Source organism: Pseudomonas sp. GL93 (assembly GCF_003408955.1).
Taxonomy (GTDB): domain Bacteria; phylum Pseudomonadota; class Gammaproteobacteria; order Pseudomonadales; family Pseudomonadaceae; genus Aquipseudomonas; species Aquipseudomonas paracarnis.
In genome coordinates this window covers 47,378-66,590 of sequence record NZ_NKRF01000090.1, presented here as the reverse complement: position 1 = coordinate 66,590, position 19,213 = coordinate 47,378, and the positions used below count along the sequence as shown (strand labels likewise).

The window sequence follows — 19,213 nt, the reverse complement described above, 5'->3', positions numbered from 1 at the left end:
GTGGCATTGACCTGCGTAAGCGACGATCTGCGCCTGAGCAATTTCAATACACCTGAATGGCTGGCTGGGCAATCATTAGCGTGCACCGAAGAAGTCGACGGCACATTAATTAAAAGGGCAGAAACAGAATCGCTAAAATAATCCGCGAGTTCTGGCCACTAGCGTTAATAATTACCCCTCATTTATTCCGCAACAGGTGCCTTAGTGGATATCAAGCAGCTTAAATTCCTCATCGCGCTGGAGCAGACCCGGCACTTCGGCCAGGCGGCTGCGCGTTGCCACATCACCCAGCCGACCTTATCGATGCGTTTGCGGAATCTGGAGGATGAGCTGGGCCTGGAATTGGTTACCCGCGGCCAGCGTTTCGAAGGCTTTACAGAGGCCGGTGAACGCGTGCTCGCCTGGGCCAGGACCTTGCTCGCCGCCCATGACGGGTTGTTCGCCGAAGCGGCAGCCTGTCGCGGCCAACTGGTCGGTAATTTGCGTCTGGGTCTGGTGCCGCTCAGCGGCTTCAATCCGATCAGCTACATTCAGGGCCTATCCCATACCTTCCCGGAACTCAAGTTCAACCTGACCTCGATGAGCTCGGACAAAATCATCGAAGCGCTGGGCACTAACCAACTGGACCTGGGGGTGTGTTACCTGGACCACGTCAACGCCAATTACCTAGAGTTTTTCGAACTGGGCGAAACCCGCGTCGGCCTGCTGTACGACACGCGCCACTTCCATTTCGAAGGCACCGAAATGAGCTGGGAAGACGCCGCCGAACTGCCCCTAGGCATGATCAGCAATGGCATGCACTATCGAAAGTCCATTGACCTGAGCTTTCGCAGCCGCGGCCTCGACCCCCAACCCATACTCGAGAGCGATTCGACGTATCAGCTGTTCCAGGCGATCCACAACGGTTTTTGCTGCGCGATTATGCCCCTGGACAGCGGCTTGGAAAGCCCGATCGAAAACCTGGCCTTTATCAACCTTCCGGACGCCAGCGTACTCGCGCCGCTGGGCATGGTGATGCGCAAAACCGAACCCCGCTCGGCCATCGCCGAAAAGTGTTTTGCGCAAGCCCAGAAATTGTTTGCCGCCAAGGGTACGGTCTAGCGTACGGGAGGGATGTTGATGGAGAGAGCAATGACTGCATTGCTACGCGAACCCGGCCTCATCGTGCTGAACTGCTTGCGCCGCCACACGGTCCCAACTCATACGCTCATCGCTACAGGAATATTTCCATGACGCTCCCCCAACACATGACCTTGATTGAAATTACCGCGCCGGGTGACCCGCACGTTTTGCAGCCTCGGCAAGCCGACGTACCGGTGGCCGGGCCGGGCGAGATTCTGATTCGCGTGCACGCCGCCGGGGTCAACCGCCCAGACGCCCTGCAACGCGCGGGCAAATACCCGATGAAACCCGGCATGAGCCCGATTCCGGGGTTGGAAGTGGCCGGTGAAGTGGTGGCGGTGGGCACTGGCGTTAATGAATACCGCCTGGGCGACAAGGTCTGTGCCCTGACCAATGGCGGCGGCTATGCGCAGTATTGCGCGGTGCCGGCCAGCCAGGCGCTGCCGATTCCCGTGGGCATGGACTGGATTCAGGCGGCTGCCGTGCCGGAAACGTTCTTTACAGTCTGGGCCAACCTGTTCGGCCTCGGCGGTGCCCATAAAGGCCAGCGCGCCTTGATCCACGGCGGCACCAGCGGCATCGGCACCACCGCGTTGATGCTCTGCCAGGAGTTCGGCATCCAGGCATTCGCCACGGCGGGCAGCGCTGACAAATGCGCGGCGATTGCCAAACTCGGTGCCGAGCCGATCAACTACCGCGAACAGGCATTTGCCGAGGTCATCGCCAAACAGACCGATGGCAAAGGCGTCAACGTGATCCTCGACATCATGGGCGCCTCGTACCTGAACAATAACCTCAAGGCCCTGGGCATGGACGGCCACCTGGTGATCCTCGGCTTCCTCGGTGGCGGCAAGGCCAACGACGTCGACCTGCTGACCATCCTCGGCAAACGCGCGGTAATCACCGGTTCACTGTTGCGCGCCCGCACGCGGGAAGAAAAGGCTGAAATTGCCGAGCAACTGCGCGAACACGTGTGGCCTGTACTCAGTGCCGGGCGCTGCCTGCCGATTATCGACCAGGTCTACGCCTACACCGACGCCGCCCAGGCCCATGCGCGGATGGAAGGTGGGGACCATATCGGCAAGATTGTGTTGCGGGTGGAGTGAGGCGCTTTTGATGTGAGGAGGGGTTGCCTTGATGCCAGTCAGTCAAGCGCAGATCTCTGTGGGAGCGGGCTTGCTCGCGAAAGCGGTGGGCCAGTCAACATACATGTTTGCTGGGCCGACGCCTTCGCGAGCAAGCCCGCTCCCACATTTGATTTTCATTGGTTTGAGCATCGCGTGTCACTGGTGTGCGGCATACACCGGGTAATCCACATACCCCGCCTGCGTCCCGCCATACAAGCCTTCGGCCTTCAACGCATTCAACGGCCAGCCATTGAACAGCCGTTGGGGCAAATCCGGGTTGGCAATGAAAGGCCGTCCAAAAGCGATCAGGTCCGCCAACCCGGCCTCTACCAGCCGTGCGCCGCGCTCGGCGGTGTAGCGCCCGGCGTAGATGATCCTGCCGCTGAAGGTGGCGCGCACGGCCTGGCGAAATGTGTCGGGCAGGTCGGGGGCGTTGTCCCAATCGGCCTCGGCAATGGACACATAGGCGATGCCCGACGCTTCCAGCACTTTGATCGCTTCGATATAGGTAAGGTGCGGGTCTTCTTCCACCAGGCCGATGTAGACCCGGTCCTGATCGGTGCCACTGAACAGCGGCGAAAAGCGCACGCCCAGGCGTTCCGGCCCCACCACCTTGCACACCGCTTCGACAATCTCGCGCAGCAAGCGCAGGCGATTGTCCAGCGAGCCGCCGTATTCATCCTCACGAAGGTTCGAATGGGCCGAGATGAACTGGTTGACCAGGTAGCCGTTGGCCGCGTGAATTTCCACGCCGTCGAACCCGGCGTCCAGGGCATTGCGCGCAGCCTGGGCGTAGTGCCCTACCAGCTCTTCGATTTCCAGCATGGTCAAGGCACGGGGGACGGGTGGCTGCACCAGTTCCCCCACACCCGGCCCGGTTTCAATGAAGGCTTTGGCTTGCAACGCCGGCAGCGCAGACGGGCCCACCGGGGCACCACCGTCAGGTTGCAGCGCGTTATGGGACACCCGCCCCACGTGCCATAGCTGGGCGAAGATCACACCGCCCTCGGCATGCACCGCTGCGGTGACTTTGCGCCAACCCTCGATTTGCGCCGGTGTATGAATGCCCGGTGTCCACGCGTAGCCCTGGCCCCGAGGTTCGATCTGCGTACCCTCGCTGACCATGAACCCAGCACTGGCCCGCTGACGGTAGTACTCGGCCATCAGGTCGGTGGCGATATTACCCGGCTGGGCGCTGCGCTGGCGGGTCAGCGGCGGCAGTACGACACGGTTGTTCAAGCGGTGATGCCCCAGCTTGATCGGGGGGTTCAAGATGCAGTCAGGCACGGCGATATTCCAAATTCAGGACGAACGAAAACCGTGGCGACTCCTGGGAGTCGCCACCGCATAGATCAGTGGATTAACTTAAGCGCAGAGTGTCAGCAGGGCCTTGGCCACTTCGCTGGAGCTGCCTGGGTTTTGCCCAGTCACCAGCAAGCCATCGACGATGACGAAGGATTGCCAGTCGGCGCCCTTCTCATACTGGCCGCCCAATTTACGGAATTCATCTTCAATCAGGAACGGCACGACCTCGGTCAACTGCACGGCGGCCTCTTCCGAGTTGGAAAACCCGGTGACGCGGCGACCCTTGATCAACGGCTCACCGTTGACCGCCTTGACGTGACGCAAAGCACCCGGTGCATGGCACACAAAGCCGATGGGCTTGCCGGCCCGCTCGAAGGCTTCGATCAGCGCGATGGACACCGGCGACTCCGCCAGGTCCCACAGCGGGCCGTGGCCGCCTGGGTAGAACACGGTGTCGAAGTCGGCGGCGTTGACCGAGTCCAGCTTCACGGTGGTCGCCAAGGCTTGCTGCGCAGCCGAGTCTTTGCCGAAGCGCTCGGTCTGCTCGGTTTGCGCATCCGGTTCATCGCTCTTGGGGTCCAACGGCGGCTGGCCGCCGGCCGGGGAAGCCAACACCACTTCGGCGCCAGCGTCCTTGAACGCGTAATAAGGTGCGGCAAATTCTTCGAGCCAGAAGCCGGTCTTGCGCCCGGTATCGCCAAGCTGGTCGTGAGAGGTCAGTACCATTAATACTTTCATTTTCCAGTGCCTCGATCGATGTGAATAACAGTTGCCTCATGTTAGGCAGCGAGGCGTTGGCTCACAATGTCATATCCGCAAGGATTGCGGACACGCACCAAAGTCGGTTGCCGTTTGCCGGGCACACGCCGACAATCGCCTCTCCCCCGCCCCTTGGAGAGATGCAATGCACAGCGTTGCGCTGATGGTTTACCCGAATTTCCAGTCGTTGAGCCTCAGCCTGGGCTCGGTGTTCGAGTGCGCCAACCTGCTGCGCGGCGAGCCGGCCTATGAGTTTCACCTGGTGTCGGAAAGCGGCGGCGCCGTGATGACCTCCCAGGGCTTTTCGGTGAACACCAGCACGCTGCGCCCAGAGGGCTATGACACCTTGATTGTCAGCGGCTACCTGGAGTTTCGCCTGCCGGAAGCCAACCTGCTGGAGCTGGTCAAGGCCGCGTCCGCGCAGTCGCGCCGGGTGGCGTCCTTATGCATGGGCATCTTTGTACTGGCCGAGGCAGGCCTGCTGGCTGGCAAGCGCACCACCACCCACTGGATCCATGCGCCGGCATTTCGCAAACGCTATCCGGATATCCACCTGGAAGAAGACAAGTTGTTCATTGTCGACGGCCAGGTGTGGACCGGTGCGGGCATGAGCGCCGGGGTCGACCTGGCGCTGGCGATGGTGGAGGACGACCTGGGCAGCGGCCTGGCCCGGCGCATTGCACGCAAGCTGGTGATTGCCCAGCGCCGCGGCAGCGAGCAGTCGCAACTGTCGGCCTTGCTGGAGCTGGACCCCAAGTCCGACCGCGTGCAGTTGGCCCTGGCCTATGCCCGTGAAAACCTCACCCATGATTTGTCGGTGGACGCCCTGGCCGACGTCGCCCGGCTCAGCCCCCGCCAGTTCAGCCGGGTGTTTCGCGAAGAAACCGGTCAGACCCCGGCCAAGGCCATCGAGGCCCTGCGCGTGGAAGCTGCGCGGGCGATGATGGAAACCAGCCGCCACCCGGTGGAAGTGGTGGCCCGCGAAACCGGGTTTGGAGACCGCGAACGCATGCGCCAGGCGTTCCTCAGGGCCTTCGGGCAGCCGCCCCAGGCGATGCAGCAGGTGCTGTTCAACCCGGGCTAGGCCCGTGACGGCCTGACAGCCGGCGCCTATCTACCTGAAGTCCCATGATCCAAATGTGGGAGCTGGCTTACCTGCGATGGCGGCCTACCAGCCAACACTTACCTACCTGACACCCCGCGATCAAACTGTGGGAGCGGGCTTGCTCGCGAAGGCGGCCTGACAGTCAACACAGTTGGATTTTGTACATATCCATTGCTGCGGTAACGGCCACTTAGGGTTCCGCTCTGACAGCGGGTCACTTTGGAAAAGAGCCCCAAAGTAACCAAAGGGCTCTTGCCCCACCACTCGGCACCTCGCTTGGGCTCGGTGTGCCCGTAATCCGCCAGTGATTTGGGGGGCCGCCGCCACGCGCCATCCATGGCGCGGGGCGGCTAAACCGGCATCCCTGCCGGTTTACCCCCCAAATCCCTGTCGAATTCCGGCCAGCGTGGTTTAACGGGGCGCCTGAGATCAAAAGCAGATCAAGAGCAAGATCAAGAGCGGCTCGCTTCGCATCGTGGTTACCAGGGGGGCAGCACATTCGACATCTCTGTCGATTGAACGGACGCCATCGCAGGCAAGCCAGCTCCCACAGTTGAGCGCGGGGCGTCAGGTAGATAGGTGTCGGTTGGGAGGGCGTCATTGCAAGCCAGCCTCCACGGTTTGATCGTGGGGGCATCAATCAGATCAGCGTCAATTTCTGAAGCACCCAGGGGCATTTTCTTCAATACCCTCGTCGCCCGGCGCGTTACCGTGATCTCAACATCGTTGGCATCACACAAGGAACTGTAATGAGCTTGATCCTCTCCATGGCCGCTTTTGCCTTGGCCACGTCCATCACGCCCGGCCCCGTCAATGTGGTTGCTTTAAGTGCCGGCGCGCGTTTCGGTTTTGTCGCCAGCCAGAAACATGTGTTGGGCGCCGCCGTAGGTTTCACCTTATTGCTGATACTGATCGGCCTGGGGCTGCACGAAGTGCTGGTGCGCTGGCCGATCCTGATCCAATTGATCCGCTGGGGCGGGGTCGCGTTCCTGTTGTATATGGCGTGGAAACTCGCCGTGGACGATGGTCGGCTGGACGCTGACGGTGCCCACACCGCGCCGTCGATGCTGTATGGCGCGATCATGCAGTGGCTCAACCCGAAAGCCTGGCTGGCGTGTGTGGCAGGCATGGGGTTGTTTGTGGCTGATGGCGATGCGGCGCAGGTGTGGTTGTTTGCCGCCCTTTACCTGGTGATCTGCTACCTGTCGGTGGCGTGCTGGGCGTATGCGGGGTCTTTTTTACGCCGCTACTTGAACAACCCCAAAGGTGTGCGGCTGTTCAACCGCTCAATGGCCGCGTTGCTGGTGGCCAGTGTGGGTTATTTGCTGATGGCTTGAGGTTCTCGCGGTATTGCCCCGGCGTGGCCGCGAAGTGTTGTTTGAAGGTGCGCTGGAAGTGCGCCTGGTCGGCAAAGCCCGCGGCCAGGGCGACGTCGGCAATCAGTGCGCCATTGCGCAGTTGGCTGCGGGCGAACTGGATGCGTCGGTTGACCATGAAGGCGTGGGGCGTCAAGCCGTAATACTGCTTGAACGCGCGGATCAGGTAAGACGGCGACAGGTCGGCAGCCTGGCAAATGTCTTCGAGTTTCAAGGCCTGTGTGCAGTAAGCGCGGATGTAGTCGGCGGCGCGTTCGAGTTTGTGGTTGACCTCGCGTACCGGTGCCAATGAAGGGTTCAGGCGCTGTTGCACCTCGGTGAAGTAACTCACCAGCGCGCTCTGTTTTTGCAGCAGTTCGGCCTGTTCATCCACTAGCGTGCGGTACAGGTCGAGCAAGCCGTGGTACAGCGCGGTGTCGCGGGTATGGGGTGTGTCGAATGGCCGGTAGCCCTGGTCGGTACTGAACCCCAGCTGGTATTGCAGGTCGGTCAGCCAGGGCGTGTCGAGGTACAGCATGTGGTAGGACCAGGGCTGGTCATGGATGGGGTTGCACGCATGCACATCGCCTGGGTTCATCAGCACCACGGTGCCGGCGCTGATTTCGAAGGTGTGCGCGCCGTAGTGGTAATAGCTGCAGCCCGTGGTGATCGCGCCGATGGAAAAATGCTCATGGGCGTGCCGGGTGTAGGTGACCTTGCGCCCGTCGGCGATGGTACGCGCTTCGATGAACGGCAGGCGTTCGTCGCGCCAGAAGCGCGGCGTGTCTGTGGGGCGGGCGATAGGGTTGAGCGTCATGGCGTCAGTTCTCCTGCATGTGCACCCGCGTTACGTCAGGCCGGTACCAAAAAAGCCGCCTTGAGCAACTGCCGGGTATAGGCATGTTGCGGGTCAGCAAAAATAGCCTGGGCATCGCCTTGCTCTACCACCTGGCCTTGCTTGACCACCATCAATTGGTGACTCAGCGCCTTCACCACCGCCAGGTCATGGCTGATAAACAGGTAGGTCAGGTTGTATTTGGCCTGCAAGCCGCGCAGCAACTCTACCACCTGGCGTTGTACCGTGCGGTCCAGGGCCGAGGTGGGTTCGTCCAGCAGGATCAGGCGCGGCTTGAGCACCAGCGCTCGGGCAATAGCGATGCGTTGGCGCTGGCCGCCAGAGAATTCATGGGGGTAGCGATGCCGGGATTCGGGGTCCAGGCCCACTTCCTTGAGCGCTGCGATAATCGCCGCTTCCTGTTCGGCGGGCGTGCCCATCTTGTGGATACGCAGGCCTTCGCCAACGATCTCGCTGACGCACATGCGCGGGCTCAGGCTACCGAAGGGGTCCTGGAACACCACCTGCATTTCCCGGCGCAACGGGCGCACCTGCTGTTGGCTGAGGCGGTCCAGTTGCTGGCCTTCGAAGCGAATCCCGCCCTGGCTGCCGATCAGGCGCAAAATTGCCAGGCCCAGGGTGGATTTGCCCGAGCCACTTTCACCGACGATGCCCAGGGTTTGCCCTTGGGGCAGGCTGAAATTGATGCCGTCCACGGCCTTGACGTAATCCACGGTATTGCGCAAAAAGCCTTTCTTGATCGGGAACCAGACTTTCAGGTCGTCCACTTCCAGCAGCGGTGGGCCGACCGCGTTGTTGGCCGGCCCGCCACTGGGCTCCGCCGCGAGCAATTCCTGGGTGTAGGGATGCTGGGGCGACTGGAACAGTGTCTCGCAATCGGCCTGTTCAACGATGCAACCTTGCTGCATGACGCAAACGCGATGGGCGATGCGTCGTACCAGGTTGAGGTCGTGGCTGATCAGCAGCAGCGCCATGCCCAGCCGCGCCTGCAGCTCCTTGAGCAATTCCAGGATCTTCAACTGCACGGTGACGTCGAGGGCCGTGGTCGGCTCATCCGCGATCAGCAACTCAGGCTCGTTGGCCAATGCCATGGCGATCATCACCCGCTGGCGCTGGCCGCCGGACAGCTCATGGGGCAGGGCCTTGAGGCGTTTGTGCGGTTCGGGGATGCCCACCAGTTCCAGCAACTCCAACGTGCGCTGGGTGGCGACCTTGCCGGTAAGCCCCTTGTGCAGCCCGAGCACTTCGTTGATCTGCTTTTCGATGGAGTGCAGCGGGTTCAGGGAGGTCATCGGCTCCTGGAAGATCATCGCAATGCGGTTGCCGCGTATATGCCGCAGGGTCTTCTCTTTGAGCGTCAGCAGGTCTTGCCCTGAATACTCGATAGTGCCAGACGGATGCCTGGCCAACGGGTAGGGCAGCAGGCGCAGGATCGAATGGGCGGTGACCGATTTGCCCGAACCGCTTTCGCCCACCAGCGCCAGGGTTTCGCCGCGCTTGATGTCGAAGCTCACGTGGTTGACCACCCGGTGATGATGCTCGCCGGTGACGAACTCGACACCGAGGTCGCGGATTTCGATCAGATTGTCCGGATTCATCTCATTTCCTCGGGTCGAACGCATCGCGAGCGGACTCGCCGATAAACACCAGCAGGCTCAACATGATCGCCAGCACCGCGAAGGCACTCATGCCCAGCCACGGCGCCTGCAGGTTGGATTTTCCCTGGGCCACCAGCTCACCCAGCGATGGCGAACCTGCCGGCAGCCCGAAGCCGAGAAAGTCCAGGGCGGTGAGGGTGCCGATGGCGCCGGTGAGAATGAAGGGCAGGAAGGTCATGGTCGAGACCATCGCGTTAGGCAGGATGTGACGGAACATGATTGCGCCGTTCTGCATGCCCAGCGCCCGCGCCGCGCGCACGTATTCCAGGTTACGCCCGCGCAGGAACTCGGCGCGCACCACATCCACCAGGCTCATCCAGGAAAACAGCAGCATGATCCCCAGCAGCCACCAGAAGTTGGGTTGCACGAAGCTGGCCAGGATGATCAGCAGGTAGAGCACCGGCAAGCCGGACCAGATCTCCAGGAAACGTTGCCCGGCCAGGTCGACCCAACCGCCATAAAAGCCCTGCAAGGCGCCAGCAATTACGCCGATGATCGAGCTGAGTATGGTCAGGGTCAGGGCGAAGAGCACCGACACGCGAAAGCCGTAGATCACCCGCGCGAGCACATCGCGCCCCTGGTCATCGGTGCCCAGCAGGTTGACCGAGGACGGCGGCGCCGGGGCCGGGACTTTCAGGTCGTAATTGATGCTCTGGTAGCTGAACGGAATCGGCGCCCACAAGGTCCAGGCGTCCTTGGCTTTTAGCAGTTCCTGGATGTACGGGCTCTTGTAGTTGGCTTCCAGCGGGAATTCACCGCCGAAGGTGGTCTCCGGGTAGCGCTTGAGCGCCGGGAAGTACCAGCCGCCGTCGAAGTGCACTGCCAGGGGCTTGTCGTTGGCAATCAATTCGGCGCCCAGGCTCAGTACGAACAGCACCAGGAACAGCCACAGCGACCACCAGCCGCGTTTGTTGGCCTTGAACCGCTCGAACCGGCGGCGATTGAGGGGGGACAGGTTCATCTCAATGCTCCCGGCTGGCAAAGTCGATACGCGGATCGACCAGGGTGTAGGTGAGGTCGCCGATCAGTTTCACGATCAGCCCCAGCAGGGTGAAGATAAACAGCGTGCCGAATACCACCGGGTAGTCACGGTTGATCGCTGCCTCAAAGCTCATCAGGCCCAGGCCGTCGAGGGAGAAGATCACCTCCACCAGCAACGAGCCGGTAAAAAAGATGCCGATGAAGGCCGAAGGGAAACCGGCGATCACCAGCAACATGGCGTTGCGGAATACGTGGCCATACAGCACACGGCGATTGGTCAGGCCCTTGGCCTTGGCGGTGACCACGTACTGCTTGTTGATCTCGTCGAGAAAGCTGTTCTTGGTCAGCAGGGTCATGGTCGCGAAGTTGCCGATCACCAGGGCGGTGACGGGCAGCGCCAGGTGCCAGAAGTAATCGAGGATCTTGCCGCCCCAGCTCAACTCGTCGAAGTTGTTGGAGGTGAGCCCGCGCAAGGGGAACCAGTCGAAATAACTGCCACCGGCAAACACCACGATCAGCAAAATCGCAAACAGGAACGCCGGTATCGCATAGCCGACGATGATCGCCGAGCTGGTCCACACATCGAAATGGCTGCCGTGGCGCGTGGCCTTGGCGATCCCCAGGGGGATAGACACCAGGTACATGATCAGGGTGCTCCATAACCCGAGGGAAATGGATACCGGCATCTTTTCCTTGATCAGGTCGATGACCTTGGCGTCCCGGAAAAAGCTGTCACCGAAGTCCAGCTGGGCGTAGTTCTTGACCATGATCCACAAGCGTTCCGGCGCCGACTTGTCGAAGCCGTACATCTTTTCGATTTCCTTGATCAGCGCCGGGTCCAGGCCCTGGGCGCCACGGTAGCTGGAACCGGCCACCGCGACTTCGGCCCCGCCGCCAGCAATGCGGCTGGTGGCGCCGTCGAAGCCTTCGAGCTTGGCGATCATTTGCTCCACCGGGCCGCCGGGAGCGGCCTGGATGATGACGAAGTTGATCAGCAGGATCCCGAACAGCGTGGGGATGATCAGCAACAGGCGGCGAACAATATAGGCCAGCATTTAATCGCCTCCGCTCGCCGCATCGGCGCGTGTGTCCAGGGGGACGGCAGGTGTGACGTCGGGTTTGCTCCACCAGGTGGCGGTGCCGACGTCGTAGCGTGGCGAGACCTTGGGGTGGCCCAAGTGGTCCCAGTACGCGACGCGGAAGGTCTTGATGTGCCAGTTGGGGATCACGTAGTAGCCGAACTGCAACACGCGATCCAGCGCCCTGGCGTGGGCGATCAGGCTTTGGCGCGAACCGGCGTCGATCAACTCTTCCACCAACTGGTCGACGGCGGGGTCCTTGAGGCCCATGTAATTGCGGCTGCCGGGCTTGTCGGCGCTGGAGGATTTCCAGAACTCGCGCTGCTCGTTACCCGGCGAGGTGGATTGCGGGAAGCTGCCCACCAGCATGTCGAAGTCGCGGGAACGCAGGCGGTTGACGAACTGCGAGACGTCCACCCGACGAATCACCAGGTCGATGCCCAGGTCTGCCAGATTGCGCTTGAACGGCAGCAGGATGCGCTCGAACTCGGTCTGGGCCAGCAGGAACTCAATGGTCACCGGTTTGCCGGTACTGTCGACCATTTTGTCGTCAACAATCTTCCAGCCCGCTTCTTGCAGCAGTTGGTAGGCCTCGCGTTGCTGGGTGCGGATCATGCCGCTGCCGTCGGTGTGGGACGGTTCGAATGCCTGGGTGAAGACTTCGCCAGGGATCTTGTCGCGCAGCGGCTCGAGAATTGCCAGCTCGTCCGGGCCGGGTAGGCCGGTGGCGGCCATTTCCGAGTTTTCGAAATAGCTGCGGGTACGGGTGTAGGCACCGTTGAACAGCTGCTTGTTGCTCCATTCGAAATCCAGCAACAGGCTGATGGCCTTGCGCACCCGCACGTCCTGGAACATCGGCTTGCGCATGTTGAACACAAAACCCTGCATGCCGGTGGGGTTGCCGTTGGGAATTTCTTCCTTGATCAAGCGGCCTTCTTTCACCGCTGGAATGTTGTAGGCATTGGCCCAGTTCTTGGCGCTGAACTCCAGCCAGTAGTCGAACTGCCCGGCCTTCAAGGCTTCCAGGGAGACGGTGCTGTCGCGGTAGTAATCGGTGATGCGGGTATCGAAGTTGTAGAAGCCCTTATTGACCGGCAGGTCCTTGGCCCAATAATCCTTGACCCGCCCGTAGCGAATCATACGGCCTGGCTTGACCTCGGCCACCTGGTAAGGCCCGCTGCCCAGGGGAACTTCCAGGGTGCCCTTGGAAAAATCCCGGGTCGCCCACCAGTGTTTGGGCAGCACTGGCAATTGCCCCAGGATCAGCGGCAACTCGCGGTTGTTGGTGCGCTTGAACTTGAACAGCACGCGCAACGGGTCTTCGGCCACCACCTCATCGACGTCGGCGTAGTAGTTGCGGTACAGAGGGTTGCCTTCCTTGATCAGGGTCTGGAAGGTGAACACCACGTCTTCAGCGCGGATCGGGTGGCCGTCATGGAAGCGCGCTTCGGGGCGCAGATAGAAGCGCACCCAGCTGTTGTCCGGGGCTTTTTCGATCTTGCCGGCCACCAGGCCATATTCGGTAATGGGTTCGTCCAGGCTCTGCATGGCCAGGGTGTCGTAGATCAGCGGCAGGTTGTCTGCCGGCACGCCCTTGCTGATATAGGGGTTGAGGCTGTCGAAGCCGCCCATGGCCGATTCGCGGAAGGTGCCGCCCTTGGGGGCGTCGGGGTTTACGTAGTCAAAATGCTTGAAGTCGGCGGGGTACTTGGGGGGCTCGTTGTAGAGGGTCAGCGCATGTTGTGGCGCGGCTTGGGCCGCGGTGCACAGCAACAGGCTGGCGAGCAGGGTAGTACGCAAGGACATCATTGGGCTTTCTCCGAAGCTTTCAGCCACCACGCGCTCAGGCCCAGGCTATAGGGCGGCGTGGTGACAAAGGCGAACCGGTTGCGGTACGCCAGGCGATGATAGTTGAGGTACCAGTTGGGAATGCTGTAGTGCTGCCACAGCAGCACCCGGTCCAGGGCGCGGCCGGCAGCCAGTTGTTCTTCGCGGGTCTGTGCCGCCAGCAGTTGGTCCAGCAGGTGGTCGACCACCGGGTTGGCGATGCCGGCGTAATTCTTGCTGCCTTTGATTGCGGCCTGGCTGGAGTGGAAGTACTGCCACTGCTCAAGACCGGGGCTCAAGGTCTGGTTGAGAGTCATCAGAATCATGTCGAAATCGAATTGATCGAGGCGCTGTTTGTACTGTGCGCGGTCAACGGTGCGCAAGCGGGCGTCGATGCCGATGCGGGTCAGATTTTCGACATAAGGTTGCAGGATGCGCTCAAGGTTCGGGTTGACCAACAGGATTTCCAGGCGCAGCGGTTGCCCGTCCTTATCCAGCAGGCGCTGCCCTGACAGTTTCCAGCCGGCCTCGCCTAGCAGGGCCAGGGCCTGGCGCAGGGTTTCGCGGGGGATGCCGCGACCATCGGTGTGCGGCAGGCTGAACGGTTGGGTAAACAGCGCGGCCGGCAGTTGGTCGCGGTAGGGCGAGAGCATCAACCACTCATGGCCCAGGGGCAGGCCGGCGGCCGAGAATTCACTGTTGGGGTAATAGCTCACCGAACGCTTGTAGGCACTGCTGAACAGGGTGCGGTTGGTCCATTCAAAATCGAACATCAACCCCAGGGCTTCACGCACCTTGACCTGGCTGAACGCCGGCCGCCGGGTATTCATGAACAGGCCCTGGCTCTGGGTGGGGATCTGATGGGCGATCTGCGCCTTGATCACATCACCGCGGTTGACCGCCGGAAAGTGGTAGCCCGTGGCCCAGTTCTTGGCCTGATGCTCGATATAAATATCAAATTCACCGGCCTTGAAGGCTTCAAAGGCCACGTCGCTGTCGCGATAGAACTCCACTTCGACCTTGTCGTAGTTATAGAAGCCCTGGTTGACCGGCAGGTCTTTGCCCCAGTAATCCTTGACCCGTTCAAACACCAGTTGCCGCCCAGGCGCAACCTTGGTGATGCGATAAGGCCCACTGCCCAGGGGCGGCTCGAAGGTGGTGGCCTTGAAGTCACGGTTTTTCCAATAGTGCTGGGGCAGCACCGGCAGTTCTCCCAGGCGCAGGATCAGCAAGGGGTTGCCGGCGCGCTTGAACACAAAGCGGATGCGGTGGGGGTTGAGGATATCGACCCGGGCCACTTCCTGCAGGTTGGTGCGGTACTGCGGGTGGCCTTCGGTCAGCAGGGTGCGATAGGAAAACGCCACGTCATCGGCGGTGATCGGCTTGCCGTCGTGAAAGCGTGCTTCGGGGCGCAGATTGAACACCACCCAACTGCGGTCCTCGCTGTATTCCACCGATTGGGCAATCAGGCCATAACTGGAGGTGGGTTCATCGCCGGACGGCGCGTATTGCCCGGTGCCCACCATCAAGGGTTCATTGAGCTCGTTGACGCCGTACTGCAGGAAGTTGGCGGTGGAAACCGGGCTTGAACCTTTGAAGGTATAGGGGTTGAGCGTATCGAAGGTGCCAAATGCCATCACCCGCAATGTCCCGCCTTTGGGCGCTGCAGGGTTTACCCAATCGTAATGGGTGAACTTGGCCGGGTACTTGAGTGTGCCGAACTGCGCGTAACCGTGGCTCTCGGTGGTCGCCGCGTTCGCCGCAAAGCTCAAGGCCAGACTTATTAGTAGAAGGAGGGGACGCTTCAAGTCAGAGATCCGATCCAGGCGGCTTGGGCTTTATGATCGGTACAGTAACAGCTTGTTCCGGTTGGAAAAAGCATCTTGAAATTGGCTATAGGCCCATGTGGGAGCGGGCTTGCTCGCGAATGCAGTGTGTCAGTCAACAGAGATGTTGATGTGCCACCCTATTCGCGAGCAAGCCCGCTCCCACATGGGTTCCCCAGAATGCCTGAGGCCTTAGCGCGGCCCGGAAACCACCAGCATTTGGCCAGGCTTCAACGCCTGGCCGGTGCGCGGGTTCCAACGCTTGAGATGTTGCATCTCGACGTTGAAGCGCTTGGCCACCATGTACAGCGAGTCACCTTTCTTGACCTTGTACTGCACCGGTTTTTTCGCCGCGACTTTACGCGTGTCCTGCATCACCAGGGTCTGGCCGACCTTGAGGGCCTGGCCGTTGAGCTTGTTCCAGCGCTGCAGGTCATGCACATCGACCTTGTTGGCCTTGGCAATCAGGGTGAGGTTGTCGCCACTGCGCACCTTGTAGCTGCGGGTACGCCCGGCAACCGCCTTGGTCTCGACTTCGTCGAACACCGGCTTTTTAGGGCGCATGCTCAACAATTCTTCCGGCTTCATCGTCGAAAGGGTGCTGGTCAGCAGTTGGGCCTTGGAGGTCGGCACCAGCAGATGCTGGGGGCCGTCCAGGGTGGTGCGTTGTTTCAACGCCGGGTTGAGCTGGAACAGTTCGTCTTCGTCGATCTCGGCCAGCGCGGCAACCCGTGACAGGTCCATGCTTTGCTTGACTTCAACGACCTCGAAGTACGGTGTGTTGGCAATCGGGTTCAGGTTGACGCCGTAGGCTTCGGGCGCCAGTACTACCTGGGACAAGGCCAGGAACTTGGGCACGTAGTCCTTGGTTTCCTGAGGCAGGGGCAGGTTCCAGTAGTCGGTGGGCAGGCCGAGCTTTTCGTTGCGCTCGATTGCGCGGCTGACCGTGCCTTCGCCGGCATTATAGGCCGCCAGGGCCAGCAGCCAGTCGCCGTTGAACATGTCATGCAGACGCGTCAGGTAGTCCAGGGCGGCGGTGGTGGAGGCGGTGATGTCACGGCGGCCATCGTAGGCGCGGGTCTGGCGCAGGTTGAAGTAGCGCCCGGTGGAGGGAATGAACTGCCACAGGCCGACCGCATCGCTGCGCGAATAGGCCATTGGGTTGTAGGCACTTTCAATCACTGGCAGCAGCGCCAGCTCCAGGGGCATGTTGCGTTCTTCAAGGCGTTCGACGATGTAATGAATGTAGAGGCTGCCGCGTTCGCCGGCATTCTCCAGAAAGGAGGGGTTGCTGGCGAACCACAGGCGCTGTTGCTCGATGCGTGGGTTGACGCCGACACCGTCTTGCAATTGAAAGCCCCGACGCATGCGTTCCCAGACGTCCTGGGGCACTTCGGGGCTGGGCTTCTCTGATAGCCAAATAGGTTTTTGCTTGATCTTGGCAGCAAGATTCGGTTTGGGTTGCACGGTGGATTGTGCAGCGTAATGAGTCGATTGGCAGCCCGCCAGAGTTGCGGAAACGGCCACCGCCACGGCTTGAGCCAGGCGGGTCAATGCGTCTGAAGAAATGGATTTACGAATAGATGACGACATTGGCTGGAAGTAAGTTCCGGGCAAAAATGTCGGGCGATTCTAGAAAGCGCTTTGGTTCCGGTCAACCATTCAGAAATTACGTATCAGATTGCATCTGGTTAGAACTTATCTTTCCAAGCCCTCAAGCTAGCAAACACCTCGGCCCCAGAGCGGTTGTCGCGGCCGTTCCGTTCGTCCGCTTTTTGTTTAACGGATGTTTCAGCGGTGCGCAGAAAAGGGTTAGTACGTTTTTCCAGAGCCAGGTTGGATGGCAGCGTCATCTCGCCACGGGCTCGAAGTTGGGCGACATTTTCCACCCGTTCAGCGATGTCGGCGTTGTGCGGTTCCACGGCTTGGGCAAATTTTAAGTTACTTTGCGTGTATTCGTGGGTGCAGTACACCTGCGTATCGGCGGGCCGGGCGGCCAGGCGTTCCAGGGAGCTGTACATCTGTTCCGGCGTGCCCTCGAAGAGGCGACCGCAACCGGCAGCGAACAAGGTATCGCCACACAGCAGCACGCCTTGATGGTAAAAGGCGATGTGGCCGAGGGTGTGGCCTGGCACGGCGTACACGTCGAAGTCCCAGCCCAGCACACTGATACGGTCGTTATCGTGCAAGGCCACATCCCGCGCCGGGATCTTTTCGTTGGCCGGGCCGTAGACCTTGGCGGCGGTGGCATTTTTCAGTTGCTCGACACCGCCTACATGATCATGGTGATGATGAGTGACCAGAATATCGCTGAGTGTCCACTCGGCATTCTGCTTGAGCCAGGCCAGTACTGGCGCGGCATCGCCGGGGTCGACCACGGCGCAGCGCCGGGTCGTGGGCTCTTGTAACAACCAGATGTAGTTGTCGGTGAAGGCGGGTAGGGCACTGATCTGTATCATTCTTCGATTCGCCAAGCTGAACACATTGGTGCATCTTAGAACGTCTAGGCGAGTTGGAGAATGCAATGACTGATAAAGCGTTCGCCCAGGCCGATCCTGAGTGGCTGGCCCTGATCAGCGCGGCCCGCGAATGGTTGTCCGGGCCGATTGGGCAGTTTTTGCTGGAAGAAGAGCGGCGCATGCTCGAAGACGAGCTGGGCCGGTTCTTTGGTGGCTACCTGGTGCATTACGGGCCGTCGGCCGACACGCCGCCCTCGGCGCCGCAGGTGCAACGCAATGTGCGCCTGGGCGCGCCGTTGCCGGGGGTGGAAATCGTCTGCGAGGAACAAGCCTGGCCCTTGAGCGAACACGCCGCCGATGTGGTGGTGTTGCAGCACGGCCTGGACTTCTGCCTGTCGCCCCACGGTTTGTTGCGCGAAGCGGCGAGCAGCGTGCGCCCTGGTGGCCATTTGCTGATTGTCGGCATCAACCCCTGGAGCACTTGGGGCCTGCGCCGTGTGTTCGCCCATGACGGGCTGCGCCAGGCGCGTTGCATCGCGCCATCACGGGTGGGCGACTGGCTCAACCTGCTGGGCTTCGCGCTGGAGAAACGCCGCTTCGGGTGCTATCGTCCGCCGCTTGCGACTGCCAAGTGGCAGGGCCGCCTGGCTGGTTGGGAACGCCGCGCAGGGGCCTGGCAGCTGTCGGGTGGCGGCTTCTATTTGCTGGTTGCACGCAAGATCGTGGTCGGGCTGCGACCGGTGCAACAAGTACGCCGCGAGCCGATCGGCAAGCTCGTGCCGATGCCGTTGGCCAAGGTCAACCGCGAACAACGCGAACCGTAAAACCTCTTTTTGATTTCAGGCCGAATAACCGATGACCGATAGCGTAGAACTCTTCACCGATGGCGCCTGCAAGGGCAACCCCGGCCCGGGCGGCTGGGGCGCCTTGCTGGTGTGCAAGGGCGTGGAGAAGGAACTGTGGGGCGGCGAAGCCAATACCACCAATAACCGCATGGAACTGATGGGCGCGATTCGCGGCCTCGAAGAACTCAAGCGGCGCTGCAACGTACTCCTGGTGACCGACTCGCAGTATGTGATGAAGGGCATCAATGAGTGGATGGTCAACTGGAAAAAACGCGGCTGGAAGACGGCGGCCAAGGAGCCGGTCAAGAATGCCGACCTGTGGCAGTTGCTCGATGAGCAGTGCAACCGTCACGACATCACCTGGAAATGGGTGCGTGGGCACATTGGCCACCCTGGCAACGAACGTGCCGACCAGTTGGCCAACCGTGGCGTGGATGAAGTGCGCGGCTACAAGCAGAGCTGAATCAGCGACACCGCAGCGGCCGTTCGAGCCGCTGCTTCACTGCCGCCATCGCGCGTGGCGAATCTACTAGCACGGCATTGAGCTTCAGGCAGGCAGACTTTGGCCTGATCACAAAGATTGCGTGATTGTTGTCGCTTACAGAGCCAGGATCGCACGGGCGAGTTGTTCGTCCGTGCATCGCAGGTCCACTCTCGTCTGGCGAATATGCCGCAAGGCTGACTCCAACTGGGCACCGCGTATTGCACCCTCGCTTGCGACAAACGATGCGGCATCGGCCTTGGCCGCCAGCACAATCTTGTCGTCCTTGAAGCTGCTGCTGGTGCCGCCCGTGGCACTCATCGACAGGCTCACCAGCGCGTCAGTCGTCATGACGAAACTGGTGGCCTGCACACTGGCGGCGCAGAGCAGGCAGGGGATAAACAGCCATTTTAGCGTGCACATGAATC

17 protein-coding genes are annotated in these 19,213 nt (G+C 61.0%); 6 read left to right on the top strand and 11 right to left on the bottom strand.

What is annotated here, in order from left to right:
- The first annotated feature begins 204 nt into the window (after positions 1-204).
- Together CER19_RS20640 and CER19_RS20635 are read left to right on the top strand one after the other, a co-directional pair.
- Entirely contained in the window at positions 205-1,101 is an 897-nt protein-coding gene (locus tag CER19_RS20640; RefSeq protein WP_116667779.1) for a LysR family transcriptional regulator, read from the top strand.
- A 128-nt stretch (positions 1,102-1,229) separates the two neighbouring features.
- Positions 1,230-2,228, top strand: a complete 999-nt coding sequence (locus CER19_RS20635; RefSeq protein WP_116667778.1) for an NAD(P)H-quinone oxidoreductase — start codon at positions 1,230-1,232, stop codon at positions 2,226-2,228.
- A 177-nt stretch (positions 2,229-2,405) separates the two neighbouring features.
- Here the strand turns inward: CER19_RS20635 and CER19_RS20625 are convergent, their stop codons facing one another.
- Positions 2,406-3,536, bottom strand: a complete 1,131-nt coding sequence (locus tag CER19_RS20625) for an alkene reductase (RefSeq protein WP_116667777.1) — start codon at positions 3,534-3,536, stop codon at positions 2,406-2,408.
- 78 nt (positions 3,537-3,614) lie between these two features.
- Positions 3,615-4,292 (bottom strand): type 1 glutamine amidotransferase domain-containing protein, encoded by a 678-nt coding sequence (locus CER19_RS20620; RefSeq protein ID WP_116667776.1) that lies wholly within the window; start codon positions 4,290-4,292, stop codon positions 3,615-3,617.
- 166 nt (positions 4,293-4,458) lie between these two features.
- Between CER19_RS20620 and CER19_RS20615 the strand changes: the two genes are divergently transcribed.
- Positions 4,459-5,397 (top strand): GlxA family transcriptional regulator, encoded by a 939-nt coding sequence (locus CER19_RS20615; RefSeq protein ID WP_116667775.1) that lies wholly within the window; start codon positions 4,459-4,461, stop codon positions 5,395-5,397.
- Positions 5,398-6,167: 770 nt separating this feature from the next.
- A complete protein-coding gene (locus CER19_RS20605; protein ID WP_116667773.1) occupies positions 6,168-6,755 on the top strand; it encodes a LysE family translocator in 588 nt (195 codons plus the stop codon).
- Here CER19_RS20605 and CER19_RS20600 read toward each other — a convergent pair.
- The 8 genes from CER19_RS20600 to gloB form a co-directional block, all read right to left on the bottom strand.
- A complete protein-coding gene (locus tag CER19_RS20600) occupies positions 6,697-7,590 on the bottom strand; it encodes an AraC family transcriptional regulator (RefSeq protein ID WP_116667772.1) in 894 nt (297 codons plus the stop codon). The genes CER19_RS20605 and CER19_RS20600 overlap by 59 nt on opposite strands.
- Before the next feature lie 35 nt (positions 7,591-7,625).
- Positions 7,626-9,227: an ABC transporter ATP-binding protein gene (locus tag CER19_RS20595; RefSeq protein WP_116667771.1), complete on the bottom strand. Its 1,602-nt coding sequence runs from the start codon at positions 9,225-9,227 to the stop codon at positions 7,626-7,628.
- A 1-nt stretch (position 9,228) separates the two neighbouring features.
- Positions 9,229-10,248 carry an ABC transporter permease gene (locus CER19_RS20590; RefSeq protein WP_003190688.1) on the bottom strand — a complete coding sequence of 340 codons (1,020 nt, stop codon included), beginning with the start codon at positions 10,246-10,248 and terminating at the stop codon, positions 9,229-9,231.
- A 1-nt stretch (position 10,249) separates the two neighbouring features.
- Positions 10,250-11,323, bottom strand: coding sequence for a microcin C ABC transporter permease YejB (locus tag CER19_RS20585; RefSeq protein ID WP_056784415.1), 1,074 nt, complete (start codon positions 11,321-11,323; stop codon positions 10,250-10,252).
- A complete protein-coding gene (locus tag CER19_RS20580) occupies positions 11,324-13,156 on the bottom strand; it encodes an extracellular solute-binding protein (RefSeq protein WP_116667770.1) in 1,833 nt (610 codons plus the stop codon).
- Positions 13,153-14,982: an extracellular solute-binding protein gene (locus tag CER19_RS20575; RefSeq protein WP_116667769.1), complete on the bottom strand. Its 1,830-nt coding sequence runs from the start codon at positions 14,980-14,982 to the stop codon at positions 13,153-13,155. Before CER19_RS20575 ends, CER19_RS20580 begins: the two co-directional genes overlap by 4 nt.
- Positions 14,983-15,192: 210 nt before the next feature.
- Positions 15,193-16,593, bottom strand: a complete 1,401-nt coding sequence (locus CER19_RS20570; protein ID WP_003190692.1) for a transglycosylase SLT domain-containing protein — start codon at positions 16,591-16,593, stop codon at positions 15,193-15,195.
- A gap of 98 nt (positions 16,594-16,691) precedes the next feature.
- Complete coding sequence (gene gloB, locus CER19_RS20565; RefSeq protein WP_116667768.1) at positions 16,692-17,459, bottom strand: hydroxyacylglutathione hydrolase; 768 nt, start codon at positions 17,457-17,459, stop codon at positions 16,692-16,694.
- Positions 17,460-17,524: 65 nt separating this feature from the next.
- On the opposite strand from gloB, the gene CER19_RS20560 reads away from it, so the two are divergent.
- Positions 17,525-18,283 (top strand): class I SAM-dependent methyltransferase, encoded by a 759-nt coding sequence (locus CER19_RS20560; protein ID WP_116667767.1) that lies wholly within the window; start codon positions 17,525-17,527, stop codon positions 18,281-18,283.
- A gap of 31 nt (positions 18,284-18,314) precedes the next feature.
- Entirely contained in the window at positions 18,315-18,767 is a 453-nt protein-coding gene (gene rnhA, locus CER19_RS20555; protein WP_003173571.1) for a ribonuclease HI, read from the top strand.
- A 135-nt stretch (positions 18,768-18,902) separates the two neighbouring features.
- Here rnhA and CER19_RS20545 read toward each other — a convergent pair whose 3' ends face one another.
- The gene (locus CER19_RS20545; RefSeq protein ID WP_116667766.1) at positions 18,903-19,208 is read right to left on the bottom strand and encodes a DUF2388 domain-containing protein; all 306 of its coding nucleotides are present in this window, start codon (positions 19,206-19,208) and stop codon (positions 18,903-18,905) included.
- Between the last annotated feature and the right edge of the window lie 5 nt (positions 19,209-19,213).